The sequence below is a fragment of the Duganella hordei genome (assembly GCF_040369125.1).
GTDB classification, from domain to species: Bacteria; Pseudomonadota; Gammaproteobacteria; order Burkholderiales; family Burkholderiaceae_D; genus Rugamonas; species Rugamonas hordei.
This window is the reverse complement of record NZ_BPWI01000007.1, coordinates 273,538-293,141: the sequence shown is the minus strand read 5'-3', so window position 1 is coordinate 293,141 and position 19,604 is coordinate 273,538. Positions and strand designations below refer to the sequence as shown.

Genomic DNA, 19,604 nt, shown 5'->3' with positions numbered 1-19,604 from the left:
GTGGTTTATGCAATATGTGACGGTTTTGTGTGCAATACTCGTGGCTTCACGCACGTTTTGTGCATAACCATCCCGTGAGGATTTCCATGACCGCCATTTCCGTAGACCGATACGACATCCAGCTGCTGACCGAACTGCAGCGCGATGGCCACGCCACCAACAGCGGCCTGGGTGAAAAAGTGCACCTGTCGGCGTCGCAAATCAGCCGCCGGGTGCAGCGGCTGGAGGAAGCGCGCGTGGTCGACCACTATGCCGCCATCCTCGACCCGGTAGCGGTGGGCCTGGACGTGATGGTGTTCACCCAGGTCACCATGGACCGCCACAACGACGCGGCCATCGCCAAGTTCGAGCGCGAGGTGCGCAAGCTGCCGCAGATACTGGAGTGCTTCTCGCTGACCGGCGAGGCGGACTACCTGCTGCGCATCGTGGCGCCGGACCTGGCCGCGTTTTCCGAGTTTGTGTCCAAGCACCTGCTGCGCCTGCCCGGCATCACCAACGTGCATTCCAACGTCACGCTGGACAAGGTCAAGCAGACCCACGTGCTGCCGCTCGACCATGTGATGCAGCCGGTCGAAAGCAAGAAGCGCATCAAGTTCGCGCCCTGAGCGGCTCCGGACTTTTGTTGAAATCATGCACAAACCGTGCATGAAACACGGTATTTCTCGATAAGAACCGTCACATTGTGCACGGACCGCGCGATAAACTTTTCATCAGCTGGCGAGCCTTGAACGCCATGCGATGCATCAGTAGCGCAGTCCCAACGGTGGTGCGACAGCGCCGCCGCCACAACTATTTCTAATCGAGAGAACCGCACATGAATCGTCGTCCATGTAATCCCCTTTCCTCCGACACCGGCAAACTGCGTCTGGGCCTGATGGCCAGCGCCTTGTTGATGGCGTTACATCCAGTCCAGGCGCAACAGGCAGACACCCCCACCTCGGTGGTGGTGCTGGGCTCACGCTCGGTCGCCAAGACGGCGCTGGATACCGCCTCGCCGGTCGACCTGATCAACATCAAGGACATGCAGAGCGCCGGGCCGCTGGAGCTGGGCAAGCTGCTGCAGACGCTCGATCCGTCGTTCAACTTCTCCTCGACCTTCATCAGCGACGGCACCGACATCATCCGTCCGGCCACCCTGCGCGGCCTGGGCCCCGACCAGCTGCTGGTGCTGGTCAACGGCAAGCGCCGCCACCAGCAGGCGCTGGTCAACGTGCAGCAGACGGTCGGCCGCGGCTCGGCCGGCACCGACATCAACGCCATCCCGCTGTCGGCCATCCACCACATCGAGGTGCTGCGCGACGGCGCCGCCGCCCAGTACGGTTCCGACGCCATCGCCGGCGTGATCAACATCGTGCTCAAGTCGCAGACCAGCGAAACCCAGATCAGCAGCGAAATCGGCACCACCGCCGAACATGACGGCAACCTGGTGTCGGGCAGCGTCAATCGCGGCTTCACGCTGGGCGAGGATGGCGGCTTCCTCAACCTGTCGCTGGAGGCGCGCCGCCGCGGCGAAACCAACCGCGCCGGCGTCGACTCGCTGCGGGTCGACCCGCCCCGCGTCACCCAGCGCATCGGCGACAGCCTGGCCAAGGACAGCTACCTGTGGTGGAACGCGGCGCTGCCGGTGGACAAGGACGGCGAGTTGTACGCCTTCGGCGGCGTGTCCAGGCGCACCGGCGATTCGGCCGGCTTCTTCCGCCCCGGCGGCGACGGCCGCAACGTGCCGGCGGTCTATCCGAACGGCTTCCTGCCGAACATCATGACCACCGTGAAGGACGCCTCCTTCGCCTTCGGCTACCGCCGCGACCTGCCCGGCGAGTGGAAGTTCGACCTCAGCGTGAACCACGGCCGCAGCGAACTCGATTTCCATGAACGCAATACACTCAACGTCAGCTACTGGTATGAGCCCAAGGCCGATGGCGGCATCTACGCCGAATCGCCGCTGGAAGCCGATACCGGACGCCTGAAGTTCCGCCAGACCACCTTCAACGCCGACCTGAAAGGGCCACTGGTGCTGGGCGGCCAGAAGATCTTCCTGGCCACCGGTTTCGAATACCGCAAGGACGGCTACGCGATCGAGGCCGGCGACCCGGTGTCCTACCAGTACGGCCGCAGCAACAACCCCGCCATCAAGATCGTCGACCAGGCCGGCGGCATCGCGGCCTCGGGCACCCAGGGCTTCCCCGGCTATACGCCATCCACCGCGGTGGACGACAGCCGCCATAACATCGCGCTGTATCTGGATGGCGAGAGCCAGTTGACCGGGCAGCTGCTGGCCGCCGCCGCCGTGCGCCACGAGAAGTACTCGGACTTCGGCAACACCACCACCGGGAAACTGAGCCTGCGCTACGACCCGTCGCGCGTGCTCGGCCTGCGCGGCAGCGTATCGACCGGCTTCCGCGCGCCGAGCGTGCAGCAGAAGTTCTACAGTTCGGTGTCGACCAACCTGAACGCGGCCGGCGTGCTGACCGAGACCCTGACGGCGCGTGAAGGCAGCGCCGTCACCACCGCGCTCGGCATCCCGCCGCTGAAGCAGGAGACCTCGCGCAGCGGCAGCATCGGCCTGGTGCTGCGCCCGGCCGCCAACATGTCGGTGACGGCCGATCTGTATCGCACCGATATCAAGGACCGCATCGTCTTCTCCAGCAATATCGCGCCGGAGTCCGGCCCTTGCGCCACCGCCGCCGACTGCCCGGTCAAGGCCATCCTCGATCCGCTCAAGGTCGGCCAGGCCCAGTTCTTCACCAACGCCATCGATACCCGCACCACCGGCCTCGATGTGGTGGCCGAGCACACCAGCAGCGTCGCCGGCGGCAAGCTGGTGCTGTCCGGCCAGCTTGGCTTCAACAAGACCGAAGTCACCAAGCGCCATTCGCAATCGAGCCTGCTGAGCGGAACCCAGCTGTTCGACGACGCGCAGGTCACCCTGATCGAGCATGGCCAGCCACGCGTGCACCACGCGGTGGCGGCCGACTACAGCACCGGCCCGTGGAACCTGAACACCCGCGCCAGCTATTACGGTTCGGTGCAGGGCCAGGGTTTTACCGCGCCCTACATCCAGACCTGGGATGCCAAGTGGCTGGTGGACGCGTCGGCGCGCTACAACTTCACCAAGCGTATCAGCCTGACGGCCGGCGCCACCAATCTGTTCAACACCTATCCGACCGCATGGGACAAGACCAAGGCCTTCCCGTTCCCGCAGCTGGGCTTCACCTACTGCTGGGAGACCTGCCCGATCGGTATCAACGGTCGTCAAATGTATGCGCGCGTCGACGTGGCATTCTGATTAGCGCAACAAAGGAAGCAAAAGGAGCTTAGATGGGATCGAGAGAACAACTGCCGCCGCCTGGAGACGAAGTGCTGGCCGATGCGGACTACCGCCTGGAAGACAAGCTGCGACGCCAGAGCGGCCGCATTTTCATCACCGGCACGCAAGCACTGGTGCGCTTGATGATCAGCCAGCGGCAGGCCGACGCCGCCCGCGGCCTGCGCAGCGCGGGCTTCGTCAGCGGCTACCGCGGCTCGCCGCTGGGCGCGGTCGACCAGGAAATGTGGCGCGCCAGGCGGCAGCTGCAGGAACACCAGATCGAGTTCCTGCCCGCCATCAATGAAGACCTGGCGGCCAGCGCGGTCCTCGGCACGCAGCAGGTGGAGAACGATCCCGCACGCACGGTCGACGGCGTGTTTGCCATGTGGTACGGCAAGGGTCCCGGCGTCGACCGCTCCGGCGACGCGCTCAAGCACGGCAACGCCTACGGCAGCTCGCCGCATGGCGGCGTGCTGGTGGTGCTGGGCGACGACCACGGTTGCGTGTCGTCGTCCATGCCGCACCAGAGCGAGCAGGCGATGATGGCCTGGGGTATGCCGGTGCTCAATCCGGCCAATATCGAGGAGTACCTGGAATTCGGTCCCTACGGCTGGGCGCTGTCGCGCTTCAGCGGCGCCTGGGTCGGGTTCAAGGCGATCTCCGAGACAGTCGAAGGCGGCGCCGTGGTGCAGATTCCGGCGCCGCGCAGCTATGCCGATCCGCTGGACTATGCTCCGCCGCCAGGCGGCCTGCATGTGCGCTGGCCGGACCTGCCGGGCCTGGGCATCGAACAGCGCATGGCCGACAAGCTGGAAGCGGTGCAAGCCTTTGCCCGCACCCATGCGATCGACCGGATGGTGGTGGCCGCGCCCGGCGCCACGCTGGGCATCATCAGCGCCGGCAAGGCCTACCTGGATCTGCTGGAGGCGCTGCGGCGCATGGACCTGGGGCCGGAGCGGCTGGCACAGCTGGGCATACGGCTGTACAAGCCGGGCCTGACCTACCCGCTGGAACGGAGCCGGCTCGCCGCGTTCGCCGACGGCCTGCGGCAGTTGCTGGTGGTCGAGGAAAAAGGCGCGGTGATCGAGGATCAGCTCAAGACCCTGCTGTACAACCAGCCGCCGGCCAGCCGTCCGCAGGTGCTGGGCAAGACCGACCTGCAAGGGCAGCCGCTGCTGTCCGCGCTGGGCGAGCTGCGCCCTTCGCGCATCGCGCCGGCGCTGATCCGCTGGCTGGCGCCGCAGCTGCCGGCGCTGGGGCTGGAACAGCACCTGCCGCGCTTCTGCGCCGCCGACCTGCTGTCCAACGCCGGCGACGCGGTCAAGCGCACACCCTACTTCTGCTCCGGCTGTCCGCACAACACCTCCACCAGGGTGCCGGAAGGCAGCCGCGCGCTGGCGGGCATCGGCTGCCACTTCATGGCCACCTGGATGGACCGCGACACCGTCAACCTGACCCAGATGGGCGGCGAAGGGGCGCCGTGGGTAGGGGCCTCGCGCTTCACCAGGGAGCCGCACGTGTTCCAGAATCTGGGCGACGGCACTTATTACCACTCCGGCTACCTGGCGATCCGCCAGGCCATCGCGGCGCGCACCAACATCACCTACAAGATCCTGTACAACGATGCGGTGGCCATGACCGGCGGCCAGCCGGTGGACGGAAAATTGACCGTGCCGCAGATCGTCCAGCAGGTCAGCAGCGAGGGCGCGGCCAAGGTGGTGGTGGTGACCGACGAGCCGGAACGCTATGCCGGCGTTGATCTGGCGGCCGGCGTCACCGTGCATCACCGCCGCGAACTCGATGCCATGCAACGCCTGCTGCGCGAGATCGCCGGCGTCACCGTGCTGGTGTACGACCAGACCTGCGCCGCCGAGAAACGCCGCCGCCGCAAGAAGAACCGCCCGGACCTGACGGTGTTCCCCGATCCGCCGCGCCGCATGGTCATCAACCCGGCCGTGTGCGAAGGCTGCGGCGACTGCGGCGTGCAGTCGAACTGCCTGTCGATCCTGCCGCTGGAGACGCCGCTGGGCCGCAAGCGCCAGATCGAGCAATCGTCCTGCAACAAGGACTATTCCTGCGTCGAAGGCTTCTGCCCCAGTTTCGTGTCGGTGGTGGGCGGCAGTCTGAAAAAGCCGGCCGCCACCACCAGCCTGGAACAGTTGGAACGCCTGCTGGCGGCCACGCCGCTGCCCGCGCCGTGCGCGCTGGAGCGGCCGTTCGAAATGCTGGTGGCCGGCGTCGGCGGCACCGGCGTGGTCACCATCGGCGCGCTGATCGCCATGGCGGCCCACCTGGAAGGCAAAGGCGCGTCCACGCTGGACTTCATGGGGTTCGCCCAGAAAGGCGGCGCGGTGATGTCGCATCTGCGGGTGGCGCGCTCGACGTCCGAGCTGCACCAGGTGCGCATCGACCTGCAGCAGGCCGACGCCGTGCTGGCCTGCGACCTGGTGGTGGCGGCGATGCCGGACGCCCTGTCCGTCATGCGTCACGGCCATACCCGGGTGGTCGGCAACGAGCAGGAGATCCCGACCGCCGAATTCACCCGCAATCCCGACGCCAGCGTGCAGCTGCCGGCGCTGCTGGAAAAGATCGCCCACGCGGCCGGCGCCGAACGCGTCGACACGCTCAACACCCACCGGCTGGCGGCTCGCCTGCTGGGCGATCCGATCGCCGCCAACATCCTGATGCTGGGCTATGCGTGGCAACGGGGCCTGGTGCCGGTCGGCCTGGCGGCGCTGATGCGCGCGATCGAACTCAATAACGTCGCGGTGGACATGAACAAGCGCGCGTTCGCGGTGGGCCGGCTGGCCGCCACCGACCGCGCGGGACTGGCCGCGCTGGGCGGCGCCGGGTCCAGGGTGATCCAGTTCGCGCCGCCGGCGTCGCTGGACGAGACCATCGCGCTGTGCTCCGGTTTGCTGGAAAAGTACCAGGACGCCCGCTATGCCCACCGCTACGTGGAGGCGGTCGGCAGGGTGCGGTTGCGCGAGCAGTCGCTCAACCGCAACACGCCGCTGGCAAAGGCGGTGGCCCGCAATCTGTACAAGGTCATGGCCTACAAGGACGAGTACGAGGTCGCGCGGCTACATGCCGACCCGGCGTTCCGGGAACAGATCGCAGCGCAGTTCGAAGGTGAGTACAAGCTCGAATTCCATCTGGCGCCGCCGCTGCTGGCCCGCAAGCGCGCGGGCTCCACGGTGCCGGCCAAGATGCGTTTCGGCAGCTGGATGTTGACGGTGTTTCAGCTACTGGCGCCGCTCAAGGTCTTGCGCGGCACGCCGTTCGATCTCTTCGGCTACACCGGGGAGCGGCGGCGCGAGCGCGCGCTGCGCGAGGACTACTTCCAGCTGACGGCGCGCATCGCGGGAGAACTGAGCGCGGACAACCACGCCGAGCTGCTACGTCTGGCCCGTGTACCGGAACGGATACGCGGCTTCGGCCACGTCAAGCTGGCCAGCATGGCGCAGGCCCGTTAGCGGTCAGTCAACCCGGGGGGCGCTTGCGTCTCCCGGCTGCCCTGACGGCGCGGCGCCTTGCGAGATCGATCAGTGCAGCCCCGCGCACGTTACAACAGCTTACAGCTTTCTCTACAGATGATTGTTAATCTTGTTTCATATTTTCTTGAGGAAGGATTGTCAATCATGGGCGTTCAAGCGAAAAATTTTAAAACCGCAGTGTCCTCGACACTGATTCTGAGCCTGCTTACTCTTGCCGGATGCAACAAGCCCGCCGACGCGCCACAGCAAAACAGCGCGCCTGCATCGACTACTGCTCAAGCTGCGCCGTACACGCCCCCGACTGCGGAGCAGCTGTCGCAGATGGTCGCGCCGATCGCCCTGTTTCCGGACAAGCTGGTCGGCCAGGTGCTGGCGGGAGCCACTTATCCGGAGCAAATTGTTGCGGCCAACCAATGGCTGGCACAGAATCCCTCCTTGAAGGGCGATGCGCTGCAAGCCGCGGAAGCCAGTCAGCCGTGGGACGTCAGTGTCAAATCGCTGACCACCTTCCCCAGCGTTCTGAACCAGATGGCGGGCAACGTCCAGTGGACCAAGGAGCTGGGCGAAGCCTATGTGAACGACCCGAGCGACGTGATGAACGCCATCCAGGCCTTGCGTTTGCGCGCCCAGCAGGCGGGCAACCTGAAAACCTCGCAGCACCTGCGGGTATCGGCGACCGCCCGCGCATCGGCGCCGCCGGCTCAGATCACGCAATCCCCTTCGGAACCGATGGTCTATTCAGGGCCGGCGGTGATACCGCCGCCGCCGCAAACCATCGTCATCGAGCCGGCTGAGCGGGACGTCGTCTATGTTCCTCACTACAACCCTGCGGTCGTGTATGGCGAGCCGGTGCGGGTGTACCCGGGCTGGGTTTCCCAGCAGCCGGCCTATACCAGCGAGAACGTGGTCACCACCGGCGTGATCTCGTTCGGCGTGGGCGTGTTGGTGGGCGCGGCCATCAGCCACCACGACTGGGGCTGGAATTCGTGGGGCGTCAACTGGGGCGCACCCAGCCCCAGCTATGACGGTGGCTGGCACCGTCCAGCAGTGGTGTACAACAACTCGACGTATGTATCGAAATCAGTGACCGTCGTGAACCATGTCAACAATATCAATAATATCAACGTCACCAATAATAACTACCGAACGACCAACAATGTAGTCAACCGTACTCAGAACGTCGCCATCAACAGCGCTTCGCAGCAGCCGAGTGGGGTGATGAGTATGCCGCACTTCACGTCCCACGATGCCGTGCCCGGCCCGCATCCGTCTCCGGCGGCACCGGCAATGCACGCCGCGGTTGCTCCCCACAGCGCGCCCACTCCGCCGATGGTTCAGCATGATCTGCACCAGCAGCCGCACGTGGCGCAGGAAATACCGGCCGCGAAAATGGCTCCACCTGCCGCGAAAGAGCCCGCGCATGAGGAAAGCAGGATCGACCGGGTGCCCGCCCAGGCGATGGCGGATCGCGCGCATCCGGATGCCACGCGTATGCCGCCGGTCCAGCATGCCGACGCGGGCATGCCGCACCACGCCCCACCGCCGCCCCGGGAAATCAACAGTCCCGATCGGCCGCAGGCTCATGTCGCGCATCAGGATATGCTGGCCATGCACAACGAGCATCCCCATGTCGCCACGCAGCCGGCGGCAGCCAAACATCCTGCGGAGAAGCACGACGAAAAAAATCACCACGACAAGCACGACGTTCAGGAGCACCACAGCTAGCGCCCTCTTCCATCGCACTTTATTTTTTCATTCCAGTAATCCTGTTGCGCTGGTCAACGAAAACGACTTTGGGGAGGTAGCTGCCGATCTGGTCTTCCGTCATCGGTGCGTAGGTACAAATAATCAGCAAGTCGCCCAAATGGGCACGGCGGGCGGCGGCGCCATTCAGGGAAATTTCCCCGCTGCCTCGCATCCCGGGAATCGCGTACGTCGAGAAACGTTCGCCGTTGTTCACGTTGTAGAGCTCGATTTTCTCGTTGACCCGGATATCGGCCGCTTCCAGCAAATCGACATCGATCCCGCAGGAGCCTTCGTAGTGCAGGTCGGCCTGGGTGACCGTGACGCGATGAAGCTTCGAGCGCAGCATAATGCGTTGCATGGACATCATGATTTTCCCAAAGTGGCCAGTTCGGCAGCGTCCGCGCGGACGCTGTCATTTCCCTCGACCGGCAGCATCTCGCGCGGCAGCAGGCTGGCGGCGCGCCAGAACAAGCCGGCCGCCACCAGCGAAAACAGCACGGCGATACTGAGCGCGTAGCGCAAGGAGTCGCTCGCCATGCCGAAATGCGCCACGAAAAAGTCGCTGACCATGCCGGTCGCCAAAGGACCGAGGCCCAGGCCGAACAGATTGAGCACCAGCATCAGCACGGCCGAGGTGAAGGCGCGCATGCTGGCCGGCACCAGCATCTGCGCCACCGCGATGACCGGCCCGTAATACACCAGCATCATCGTCAGCGAGATGGCGGCCATCGTCAGCGACAGCGTGAGCGACTCCACCAGGTATTGGGCCAGCGCCGCCGGCACCATGATCAGCAGCGCCACCGCCACCACGCGCAGGCGGCCGCGCGGGTCGCGCTGGCCGAAATAGTCGGACAGGCGGCCGCCCAGATACATGCCGACCGCGCTGCCGACGCCATTGAGCACGGCCAGGTAAAACGATACCTGCGACAGCGTCAGGCCATGCACGCGGACGTAGAACGGCGCGCTCCAGGCATTGACCGAGTACCAGGCGAAGGCATGAAAGGCGCCGGCAGCCGTGAGATAACGGAACGCGCGCAGCTGCCACAGGTGGCGCAAGGCTTGCGCCACCGTCGGCGCCACCGCGTCCGCCAGCTTGGGCGGATCGTAACGGCCGCGCTGCGGCTCGCGCATGGTCAACAGTACCAGCGGCGCCAGCAGCAGCCCCGCCCCGCCGATGATGGCGAAGGCGGCCCGCCAGCCGACCGCCTGCTCAAGCGCCCCGGCGCAGGAAAATCCCAGCATCAGGCCGGCCGGCAGCGACAGCCCCCAGAACGCCAGCGCCGTGGCGCGCGTCTTGGGCGGATAGATGTCGGCGATGATCGAATGGGTGGCGGGAATACTGCCTGCCTCGCCGACCGCCACGCCGATGCGGAACAGCACCAGCCCGGCGAAGCTGCTGGCCAGGCCGGTGAGCGCCGTCATGCCGCTCCAGATGGCCAGCGAACCGGCCACCAGCCGCGAGCGGTTGGCGCGGTCGGCCAGGCGGGCGATCGGCAGGGCCAGCGTGGCATAGAACAGCGCGAAGGACAGGCCGGTCAGCGCGCCGAGCTGGGCGTCGGACAGGCCAAGGTCGCTCTTGATCGGCACCTGCAGGATAGACAGGATGGTGCGATCGATATAACTCAATACCGACACCAGGAACAGCAGGAACAGCACATAGCGGCGCTCCCGGATTTGTTGGCGTGTGTGCGTGACGAGCATGATGACCCTTGTGGCAGTAATGGACGGCGCCCTGACGCCGCGCCCCGTCCGGGGGCGCGGGTCCGGCGATAAAAACAAGCATATCGACCGACTAGTCGGGTGTCAATCTTTTCCTTACAACACTTCGAACAGGCCCGCAGCCCCCATGCCCGCCCCGATGCACATGGTGACGACGACATATTTGACGCCGCGGCGCTTGCCTTCGATGAGCGCATGGCCAACGAGGCGGCTGCCGGACATGCCGTACGGATGGCCCATGGCGATCGCCCCCCCGTTGACATTGAAAATGTCGTTCGATATGCCGAGCTGGTCGCGGCAGTAAATCGCCTGCACGGCAAAGGCTTCGTTGAGTTCCCACAGCCCGATATCGTCCACCGTCAGCCCCGCCCTTTTCAACAGCTTGGGCACCGCGAACAAGGGACCAAGCCCCATTTCCGCAGGCTCGCAACCGGCGACGGCAAAGCCCCGGAATACGCCCATCGGCTGCAGTCCCTTGCTGGCCGCCGCGCGATCGCTCATCACCACGCAAGCCGACGCGCCGTCCGACAACTGGCTGGCGTTGCCGGCGGTGACGACCCCGCCCTCGATCACCGGCTTGAGCTGCGCCACCGCCTCGTAGGTGGTGCCGGCGCGTATGCCCTCGTCTTCGCCGGCGACGACCTCCGTGATCGTCTCGACCTTGGTGTTCTTGTCGACCAGCCTGGTCTTGACCGCGATGGCTTCGATCTCCTGCGCGAACCTGCCGTCCAGCTTGGCCTGGGACGCGCGCTGCTGGCTTTGCGCGCCATAGTGATCCTGGGCTTCGCGCGAAATCCCGTACTTCTTCGCCACGAACTCCGCCGTCTGCAACATCGGCCAATACACGTCCGGCTGGTGGCGCAGCAGCCATTCGTTTTCGAGGTTCAGCTTGTTAAAGTCATTCGCCACCATCGAAATCGACTCGACCCCGCCGGCGACGAACACCTCGCCCTCGCCGGCGCGCACGCGGTAGGCGGCGTCGGCGATCGCCTGCAGTCCGGACGAGCAGAAACGGTTGACCGTCACCCCCGGCACGCTGACGGGAAAACCGGCGCGCAGCGCGATTTGCCGCGCGATATCGTAGCCCGTGGCGCCTTCCGGCGTGGCGCAGCCCATGATGACGTCCTCCACTTCGCCCGGGTCGATGCCGGCGCGCGCCAGCGCGGCCCGCACCACATGTCCACCCAGATCCGCGCCATGGGTCATATTCAGCGCACCGCGCCAGCTCTTGCAAATCGGGGTGCGCGCGGTCGATACTATCACTGCTTGGGTCATGATATTCCTTTAGATAAAACGGTTGAATGGGGAATGCAAGACACGGTCGCGTCTACTGCGCCGTGAACCCGCCGTCGACGATCAAGTCCGTACCGGTCACATAGCTGGACTCGGCCGAAGCGAGGTAATAAATTGCGTCAGCGATTTCGGCGGGCGTGGCGAAGCGCGCCATCGGGGTCGCATCGATCAGGGCCCGGCGTTTTTCCCCGCTCATTTTCTTGGCGCCTTTGCGCTGCATTTCCACGTAGCCGGGCAAGACGCTGTTGACCCGTATGCCATTGCCCGCCGCCGCGCATTCGAGCGCGGCCACCTTGCTGAGCTGGCGCACACCGCCTTTGGATGCGGCGTAGGCGGCATTGTTGACCGTGCCCACCGTGCCGATGATGGAGGAAACATTCACGATCGCGCCGCCGCCATGGCGTGCCAGCGCTTCGATGCCGTGCTTCACCCCCAGGAACACGCCGTCCAGATTGACCGACGTGACAAAGCGCCAATCGGCCAGGCTGGTATCGACGATCGCCCCGGGCCGGCCGACACCGGCGTTATTGACGACCACGCCAAGGCGCGAAAAGCGCCGCTCGATCTGGCGCATGATCCGTGCCCAGTGCGCCTCGCGCGTCACGTCCAGCACCATGCCGTGCACATCGAGCTTCTCCCGCGCCAGTTCGCCGGCGGCCCCGGTCACGGTGGCTTTGTCCAGATCGGCGATGATGACCGTCGCTTGCGCCTCGGCGAAGCGTCGCGCCGTCGCAAAGCCGATCCCCGACGCACCGCCGGTGACCAGCACCACCCTGCCCTTCATTGCGCTCATTGCCAGCTCCTTGTTGAATCAATATCGACCGACCGGACGGTCGCACTCATGGAGTGTATCGTCGGCGGCGCAAAATTGTCAAGCCCGCATGTCGCAACACAGTCGCCGCTTGACAACCGACCGGACGGTCGATTATTCTGAATGCATCCACATCTCTTGAGAAAGCCTTCCCCATGGATTTCGAACAGTCAAAAAAATCAGTCGAATGGATGGAAAAGGTTCGCGCCTTCATGGACGAACATATCTATCCGGCCATCCCGATCTACGAGGAGCAAAAGAAGACCATCGACCGGTGGAAGGAAACGACGCCGATTTTTGAGGAGCTCAAGGCCAAGGCGCGCGCCGCCGGGCTGTGGAACCTGTTCATGCCGCCGTCGGAGCACGACGACGAATTTTTCACCAGCGTCGGCCTGAGCAATCTGGAGTACGCCCCGATCGCCGAACTGATGGGGCGCGTGTACTTCGCGTCCGAAGTGTTCAACTGCATGGCGCCGGACACGGGCAATTTCGAAGTCCTGCACCGCTACGGCACGCCGGACCAGAAGCGCCGCTTCATGCTGCCCCTGGCCAACGGCGACACCCGTTCCGCCTTCCTCATGACGGAACCGGCCGTGGCCTCGTCGGATGCCAGGAATATCCGCACCGAGATCCGCCGCGACGGCGACGAATACGTCATCAACGGCCACAAATGGTGGTCGTCCGGCGCCGGCCATCCGCACTGCGCGTTCTTCATCGTCATGGGCAAGACCGATCCGGATGCCGAAACCTACCGCCAGCAATCGATGATACTGGTGCCGGCCGACACGCCCGGCATCAAGATCGTCCGCCACCTGGAGGTGTTCGGTTTCGACCACGCGCCGCACGGCCACTTCGAGATCATCCTGGAGAACGTCCGCGTGCCGGCCGAGAACATCATCTACGGCGAGGGCCGCGGTTTCGAGATCGCCCAGGGCCGCCTCGGGCCGGGCCGCATCCACCACTGCATGCGCAATATCGCCACGGCCGAGGTGGCGCTCGAGAAGATGTGCGTCCGCCTGATGTCGCGCGAGGCCTTCGGCAAGCGCATCCATGAGCATTCGCTGTGGGAGGAACGCATCGCCCACGCACGCATCGACATCGAGATGGTCCGCCTGCTATGCCTGAAAGCGGCCCATATGATGGATACCGTGGGCAACAAAGTCGCGCGCAATGAAATCGCCATGATCAAGGTCATCGCGCCGCGCGTGACTCAGAAGATCGTCGACATGGCGATCCAGGCGCACGGCGGCGGCGGCGTGGCCCAGGACTTCGGCCTGGCCGAGATGTACGCCAACACGCGCATCGTCCGCCTCACCGACGGGCCGGACGAAGTCCACTGCCGCACGGTCGCCCAGCTGGAGTGCAAGAAATACGAGGGCCGCGACTACGCCAGCATCAAGGCGTATATGAAGTCCTAGGACGCTCGTACAATGCATCCAACGTTGATCACATAAAGGACAGCCCGTGAACCCGAATAGCCCACTGCTCGATTCCAATCTATTGCGCCGCATCGCCCCTCTGACACTGGGCGGCTACGGGCGTTTCCGCCACATCGTCAACGAGGACGGCGCGCTGCCGGCGAAGGTCAAGGCCCTGTGCGTCGCCGCCGCCGCGACCAGCAAAGGCTACCACGACATGGCCAGCCGCGAACTGCGGCGCGCGCGCGACCTGGGGCTGCGCTTCGACGAAGCCGCCTCCGCGGCCATCGTGCTCAGCAGCGTGCGCGGCGAGGCCGCTGCGCTGAAATTCCTCGAGCAGCTCGAGGCCGCCTATCCGGGCCAGCAGCAGGACGCGGCGGCACTCCAGGAAATCGAGGTCGCTCCCGGCGAGGCCGAAAAAAACTTCCTCGCCTACTTCGGCTCCATGCCCCCTTCGCTGGGAAAATTCTTCGACGTGCTGCCGCTTGGCGCCGACGCCTACTACCTGATGCGCGAAGGAACCATCAACGGCACGCCGCTCGGCAAGAAATTTTCGGAGCTGCTGCTGGTGACGGTTCTGGCGGCCGACTACAGCCCCCTGGTGTCGGTGCATATCAAAGGGGCCCGCACGGCGGGCGCCAGCGAAGCCGAGATCGCCGAGGCGATCGTGTGCGCCGTGATCACCAGCGGCCTGTCGGCCTGGGTCAACGGCGCCAACGCCATGGACGCGTGAAGCGGCCGCTCAACCAATTACCCGCTTATTCAGGAAACACTTTATGGACTTTTCGCTTTCCCCGCAACTCGCCGAACTGCAGGAGCGCGTGCGCGTCTTCATTCGCGAGAAAATCATCCCGTTCGAGCGCGACGAGCGCCTGACCGCGCACGGCCCCACCGAGGAGCTGCGGCACGAACTGGTCGCGCTCGGCCGCGCGGCGGGACTGCTCTCGTCCCATGTGTCGGCCGCGTTTGGCGGTCTCGGCCTGGATCACCGCAGCAAGACTATCGTCTTCGAGGAGGCCGGCTACTCCCTGCTCGGCCCGATCGCGCTGAATATCGCCGCGCCCGACGAAGGCAATATGCACTTGCTCGAAGCGGTCGCCGGCGAGGAGCACAAGCAGCGCTGGCTCAAGCCGCTCGCCGCCGGCCAGATCCGTTCCTGCTTTTGCATGACGGAACCGCCGCCGGGGGCCGGCTCGGATCCGTCGATGCTGCTCACGACGGCGGTGCGCGACGGCGACGATTTCGTCCTCAACGGCAGCAAATGGTTCACCACCGGCGCGCACGGCGCGTCGATGGCGATCATCATGGCCAAGCTCGAGGACGGCCGCGCCACCATGTTCCTGAGCGACACCGACCGCCCCGGCTTCATCGTCGAACGCCTGATGAACTCCATGGACCGCTGCTTCCCCGGCGGCCACGCCGTGGTGCGGCTGGAGAACTTGCGCATCCCGGCGCGCGACATCCTCGGCGAGCCGGGCGAAGGCTTCAAGTACGCGCAAGTGCGGCTCTCGCCGGCGCGGCTGACGCATTGCATGCGCTGGCTCGGCGCGGCGCGGCGCGCGCACGACATCGCCACCGACTACGCACGCCGGCGCAGCGCCTTCGGCAAGCCCCTGGGCAGCCACGAAGGCGTCAGCTTCATGCTCGCGGATAACGAAATCGATCTGCACGCGGCGCGCCTGTCGATCTGGCATACCGCCTGGGTGCTCGACCAGGGCCGCCTCGGCATCCACGAATCGAGCGTCACGAAAGTGCTGGCGTCGGAAGCGCAGTGGCGCGTCGCCGACCGCTGCGTGCAGATACTGGGTGGACAAGGCGTGACCGACGAGTCCGAGGTCGCGCGCATCTTTTCGGACATGCGCGCCTTCCGCATCTACGACGGCCCGTCGGAAGTGCACCGCTGGAGCATCGGCAAGCGGGTGGTCAACGGCATCGATCGAAACCGATGAGTACAGCCATGAACGACACCTCACGCGCCGCGCTGGCCGCTTTCATCGCCAGGCACGGCGGCGCCAGCCAGGCCGACATCGTACAAATGTCGCAGCTGTCGGGCGGCGCCATCCAGGAGAACTGGCTGGTCCGGTCGGAACTGCCCGACGGCCCGATGGCCGGCACGCTGGACCTGGTCGTGCGCACCGATTCGCCATCCGGCGTGACGCAAAGCCATAGCCGGGTCGAGGAATTTGCCTTGCTGCAGGCGGCATACCGGGCCGGCGTGACCGTGCCCGAGCCGCTGTGGCTGTGCCAGGACCCGGAACTGATCGGGCGCCCGTTTTTCGTCATGCGGCGCGTGGCCGGGACGGCAGCCGGCAGGGTGCTGGTCAAGGACCTCGGCTACGGCGGCGACCGCGGCGCGCTGGCCGAGCGCCTCGGCGAGGAACTGGCGCTCATCCATGCCATCAGGCCGCCCCACGAATCGTTGGCCTTTCTGCCCGTCCCGACGGCGGCGCCATCGGCGCTGCTGATCGCGCGCGTGCGCCAGTTCCTCGACGAGACGCAGCTGGCGCGGCCCGCGCTGGAATGGGGCTTGCGGTGGCTGGAGCTCCATGCCCCGGCCGCCGAAGATGTCGTGCTTTGTCATCGCGACTACCGGACCGGCAACTACATGGTCGACGAGCACGGCCTGACCGGCATCCTCGATTGGGAGTTCGCAGGCTGGGGCAATCCGCTCGAGGACATCGGCTGGTTCTGCGCCAAATGCTGGCGCTTCGGCGCCGCCGACAAGGAGGCCGGCGGCATCGGCCAGCGCGAGGACTTCTATCGCGGCTACGAAAGGGTGGCCGGCGCGCCGCTGGCACGCGACGCCGTTCCTTACTGGGAAGTGATGGCGCACATGAACTGGGCGCTGATCGCCCTGCAGCAGGCGCAACGCCATATGTCCGGCAACGAGCGGTCCTTGTTCCTCGCGCTGACCGGCCACATCGTGCCGGAACTCGAATACGAAATCCTGACCATGACCAAGGAGATGCAATGAGGGAAGAACCGCTAGGCGACGCATTGCTGGAAGCCGCCCATCAAGTACTCAAGGACGAGCTGATCCCCGCCCTGCCCGCCGACCGGCGCCACGCGGCCCTGATGGTGGCCAGCGCCATGGCCATCGCCATGCGCCAGGCGCGCGGCGGCCAGGGGCGCGAACGCCAGGAGCTGGCCGCGCTGGCCAGCCTGCTGGCCGGGGCTCCGTCCACCGTGGCCGCCGCGAGCGACGACGTGCGCGCGCGCCTGCAGGCGCTCAATCGCGCTTTGGGCCAACAAATCCGCCATGCCCCCCCGGGCACGCCGCCGCTGGCGCCGGGCGTGCACGCCCACCTCCTGCACTGCGCCCGGCTCACGCTGCTCGAGAGCAGCCCCAAGTACCTGAAATAGCGGCGGCGAGCACGCCTGTCGTCCGCCGCCCCGTACCCCCTTCCCTGAGAGGACCATTCCATGTCTACCCCGCCCCTGCTCGTCTCCGACGCGCTGATCGGCTTTCAAGACGGCCAGCCGCATCTGCTGGGCAGCCAATGCGCCGATTGCGGCGAAACCTATTTCCCCGCCGCGGACAGCTGCACCCGCTGCCGGTGCGCGCGCATGCAAGCCTGCGATCTCGGCCGCACCGGGGTGCTCTGGTCCTGGACCGTCCAGGACTTTCTGCCCAAGGCGCCCTACAACAGCGGCGAGACCGCCGAGACGTTCCGGCCCTACGGCGTCGGCTACGTGCAGATGGCCTGCGGGATCAAGGTCGAGGCGCGCCTGACCGAGGCCGACCCGGAGCGGCTCGCCATCGGCATGCCGATGGCGCTGGTGCTGTTGCCCTACCGCGTCAACGCGCAAGGCGAATCCATCCATACCTTCGCGTTCCAGAGCGCGCCCGACAACCATCAAGGAGCCCGACATGCATGACGACGTCGCCATCATCGGTATCGGCATGCACCCGTTCGGGCGCCACGACGCGCTCAGCGGCCGGGCGCAAGGCGCGCTGGCGCTGCGCGCCGCGCTGCAGGACGCCGGCGTGTCCTGGGACCAGGTGGGCGTGGCCTACGGCGGCAGCCATGACGCCGGCAACGCCGACGCCCTGTGCAACGACCTGGGCCTGACCGGCCTGCCCTTCATCAACGTCGCCAACGGCTGCGCGACCGGCGGCAGCGCGCTGGCCAGCGCCGTCGCGGCGATCCGCTCGGGCATGGCCGAGATCGCCGTCGCGGTCGGCTTCGACAAGCATCCGCGCGGCGCCTTCAATCCCCATCCGCGCGACTGGGGCCTGCCCGACTGGTATGGCGAAACCGGGCTGATGCTCACCACCCAGTTCTTCGCGCTCAAGACGCGCCGCTATCTGCACGAACACGGCATCGAGGAAGCGGCGCTGGCGCGCGTCGCGCAGCGCGCCTTCCGCAACGGCGCGCTCAATCCCCATGCGTGGCGGCGGCGCGCCCTGTCGTTCGAGGAAATCGCCGCCTCCATGCCGGTGAACCTGCCGCTGCGCCAGTACATGTTTTGCAGCCCGGCCGAAGGCGGCGCGGCCCTCGTGCTGTGCAGCGCGCAGGCCGCCAAGCGCTTCCAGGCCAAGCCCATCGTCGTGAGGGCGGCCGTGGTGCGCACCCGCCACCACGGATCGTTCGAGGTGTTCAGCCCGGCGCTGGCGGCGCAGCAGGCGCCGGCGCCCACGGTGACCGCGTCGAAGGCCGCCTTCGAACTGGCCGGCGTCGGTCCGCGCGACATCGACGTCATCCAGCTGCAGGACACCGACGCCGGCAGCGAAATCATCCACATGGCGGAGAACGGTTTTTGCGAACATGGCGAGCAGGACCTCCTGCTGCGCACCGGCCAAACGGACATCCACGGCCGCCTGCCGATCAATACCGACGGCGGCTGCATGGCCAACGGCGAACCGATAGGCGCCTCCGGCTTGCGCCAGGTGATCGAGATCTGCAGCCAGCTGCGCCAGGAGGCCGGCCAGCGCCAGGTTGCGGGCACGCCCCGGCTGGGCTACACCCACGTGTACGGCGCGCCCGGCGTGAGCGGCGTGACCATCCTTGAGCGCCGGAGCTAGGCATGCCCTGGGAGAAGCAACTGGCCGACATCCCGCTCGACGGCATATTCCGCCGCCAGATCGACCTGCGCGCATGGGACGAGCACACCGTGGTGGGCTGGCTGGAGGACGAATTCCACCACTTCGGCGTGACGCTCACCCATGACGGCGGCCGCATCCGCGACCTGCGCGTGGCCACGCCGCGCCACCCGTGGAGCACCTGCGCCGGCGCCGGCGTGCCGCTGCGCGCCCTCATCGGGCAACCCCTGACCGGCCGCTGCGCCGCAGCCGGGGCCCTGGTCGACATGCGGCGCAATTGCACCCACCTGCTCGACCTGGCCAGCCTGGCGGTGGCGCACGCCTGGTCGGGACGCATTCAGCGCCGCTATCACGGCACGGTGCAAGCCTTATCGGATGTGGTGGACGGCGCCGCGCGCGGCGCGCTGCGCGCCACCCTGCGGCGCGACGGTCGCGAAGTTCTCAGCTGGGACCTGCTCGGCTACGCGATCACGGCGCCCGAGGCGATGGCCGGCCGCAGCATCCTGCACGGCTTTCGCGAATGGTCCGACGGCCTCGATGCCGCCGACGCGGAAGATGCGCTGGTCCTGCGCAGGGTGGCTTTTGTGTCGTTCGGCCGGCGCGTCGATATCGAGCGGTTTGCGGCCGCGGCCGAGCTGGGGCAAGGTCCGGTGTGCCACACGTTCCAGCCCGAGTGGAGCGCCATCGCCTTGCGCATGCCCACTCCCCCGCGCCGCTACGATGCGGCGGCCGACGCCATGCTTGAGCATATCGACAGGCAACCCTGACG

At 66.3% G+C, this 19,604-nt stretch carries 16 protein-coding genes; 12 read left to right on the top strand and 4 right to left on the bottom strand.

Going from position 1 to position 19,604, the window contains the following annotated elements:
* Nucleotides 1-86 precede the first annotated feature (86 nt).
* The 4 genes from ABWW33_RS18540 to ABWW33_RS18525 all read left to right on the top strand — a co-directional run bounded on the left by ABWW33_RS18540 (nt 87) and on the right by ABWW33_RS18525 (nt 8,529).
* Nucleotides 87-605: an Lrp/AsnC family transcriptional regulator gene (locus ABWW33_RS18540; protein WP_353403175.1), complete on the top strand. Its 519-nt coding sequence runs from the start codon at nt 87-89 to the stop codon at nt 603-605.
* Between the two features lie 209 nt (nt 606-814).
* Entirely contained in the window at nt 815-3,286 is a 2,472-nt protein-coding gene (locus ABWW33_RS18535; RefSeq protein ID WP_353403174.1) for a TonB-dependent receptor plug domain-containing protein, read from the top strand.
* A gap of 32 nt (nt 3,287-3,318) precedes the next feature.
* A complete protein-coding gene (locus tag ABWW33_RS18530) occupies nt 3,319-6,783 on the top strand; it encodes an indolepyruvate ferredoxin oxidoreductase family protein (RefSeq protein WP_353403173.1) in 3,465 nt (1,154 codons plus the stop codon).
* Between the two features lie 165 nt (nt 6,784-6,948).
* Entirely contained in the window at nt 6,949-8,529 is a 1,581-nt protein-coding gene (locus ABWW33_RS18525) for a DUF3300 domain-containing protein (RefSeq protein WP_353403172.1), read from the top strand.
* Nucleotides 8,530-8,548: 19 nt separating this feature from the next.
* Here ABWW33_RS18525 and panD read toward each other — a convergent pair whose 3' ends face one another.
* The 4 genes from panD to ABWW33_RS18505 form a co-directional block, all read right to left on the bottom strand.
* A complete protein-coding gene (gene panD, locus ABWW33_RS18520; protein ID WP_353403212.1) occupies nt 8,549-8,908 on the bottom strand; it encodes an aspartate 1-decarboxylase in 360 nt (119 codons plus the stop codon).
* 5 nt (nt 8,909-8,913) lie between these two features.
* Entirely contained in the window at nt 8,914-10,251 is a 1,338-nt protein-coding gene (locus tag ABWW33_RS18515; protein ID WP_353403171.1) for a spinster family MFS transporter, read from the bottom strand.
* Nucleotides 10,252-10,365: 114 nt separating this feature from the next.
* Nucleotides 10,366-11,544 (bottom strand): acetyl-CoA C-acyltransferase, encoded by a 1,179-nt coding sequence (locus tag ABWW33_RS18510; protein WP_353403170.1) that lies wholly within the window; start codon nt 11,542-11,544, stop codon nt 10,366-10,368.
* Between the two features lie 52 nt (nt 11,545-11,596).
* The gene (locus ABWW33_RS18505) at nt 11,597-12,355 is read right to left on the bottom strand and encodes an SDR family NAD(P)-dependent oxidoreductase (RefSeq protein WP_353403169.1); all 759 of its coding nucleotides are present in this window, start codon (nt 12,353-12,355) and stop codon (nt 11,597-11,599) included.
* 173 nt (nt 12,356-12,528) lie between these two features.
* Between ABWW33_RS18505 and ABWW33_RS18500 the strand changes: the two genes are divergently transcribed.
* From ABWW33_RS18500 to ABWW33_RS18465, 8 genes are read left to right on the top strand one after another with little or no spacing between them, the layout of a single operon-like run.
* The gene (locus ABWW33_RS18500) at nt 12,529-13,791 is read left to right on the top strand and encodes an acyl-CoA dehydrogenase family protein (RefSeq protein WP_353403168.1); all 1,263 of its coding nucleotides are present in this window, start codon (nt 12,529-12,531) and stop codon (nt 13,789-13,791) included.
* A 46-nt stretch (nt 13,792-13,837) separates the two neighbouring features.
* Entirely contained in the window at nt 13,838-14,524 is a 687-nt protein-coding gene (locus ABWW33_RS18495) for a carboxymuconolactone decarboxylase family protein (RefSeq protein WP_353403167.1), read from the top strand.
* A gap of 43 nt (nt 14,525-14,567) precedes the next feature.
* Nucleotides 14,568-15,740 (top strand): acyl-CoA dehydrogenase family protein, encoded by a 1,173-nt coding sequence (locus ABWW33_RS18490; protein ID WP_353403166.1) that lies wholly within the window; start codon nt 14,568-14,570, stop codon nt 15,738-15,740.
* An 8-nt stretch (nt 15,741-15,748) separates the two neighbouring features.
* The gene (locus ABWW33_RS18485; protein ID WP_353403165.1) at nt 15,749-16,765 is read left to right on the top strand and encodes a phosphotransferase family protein; all 1,017 of its coding nucleotides are present in this window, start codon (nt 15,749-15,751) and stop codon (nt 16,763-16,765) included.
* A complete protein-coding gene (locus ABWW33_RS18480) occupies nt 16,762-17,154 on the top strand; it encodes a DUF6285 domain-containing protein (protein WP_353403164.1) in 393 nt (130 codons plus the stop codon). The genes ABWW33_RS18485 and ABWW33_RS18480 overlap by 4 nt, the downstream gene beginning before the upstream one ends.
* Before the next feature lie 60 nt (nt 17,155-17,214).
* Nucleotides 17,215-17,670, top strand: coding sequence for a Zn-ribbon domain-containing OB-fold protein (locus ABWW33_RS18475; protein ID WP_353403163.1), 456 nt, complete (start codon nt 17,215-17,217; stop codon nt 17,668-17,670).
* Nucleotides 17,663-18,817 carry a thiolase family protein gene (locus ABWW33_RS18470; protein ID WP_353403162.1) on the top strand — a complete coding sequence of 385 codons (1,155 nt, stop codon included), beginning with the start codon at nt 17,663-17,665 and terminating at the stop codon, nt 18,815-18,817. Before ABWW33_RS18475 ends, ABWW33_RS18470 begins: the two co-directional genes overlap by 8 nt.
* A 2-nt stretch (nt 18,818-18,819) precedes the next feature.
* Nucleotides 18,820-19,602, top strand: a complete 783-nt coding sequence (locus tag ABWW33_RS18465) for a DUF2889 domain-containing protein (protein WP_353403161.1) — start codon at nt 18,820-18,822, stop codon at nt 19,600-19,602.
* Nucleotides 19,603-19,604: the final 2 nt, after the last annotated feature.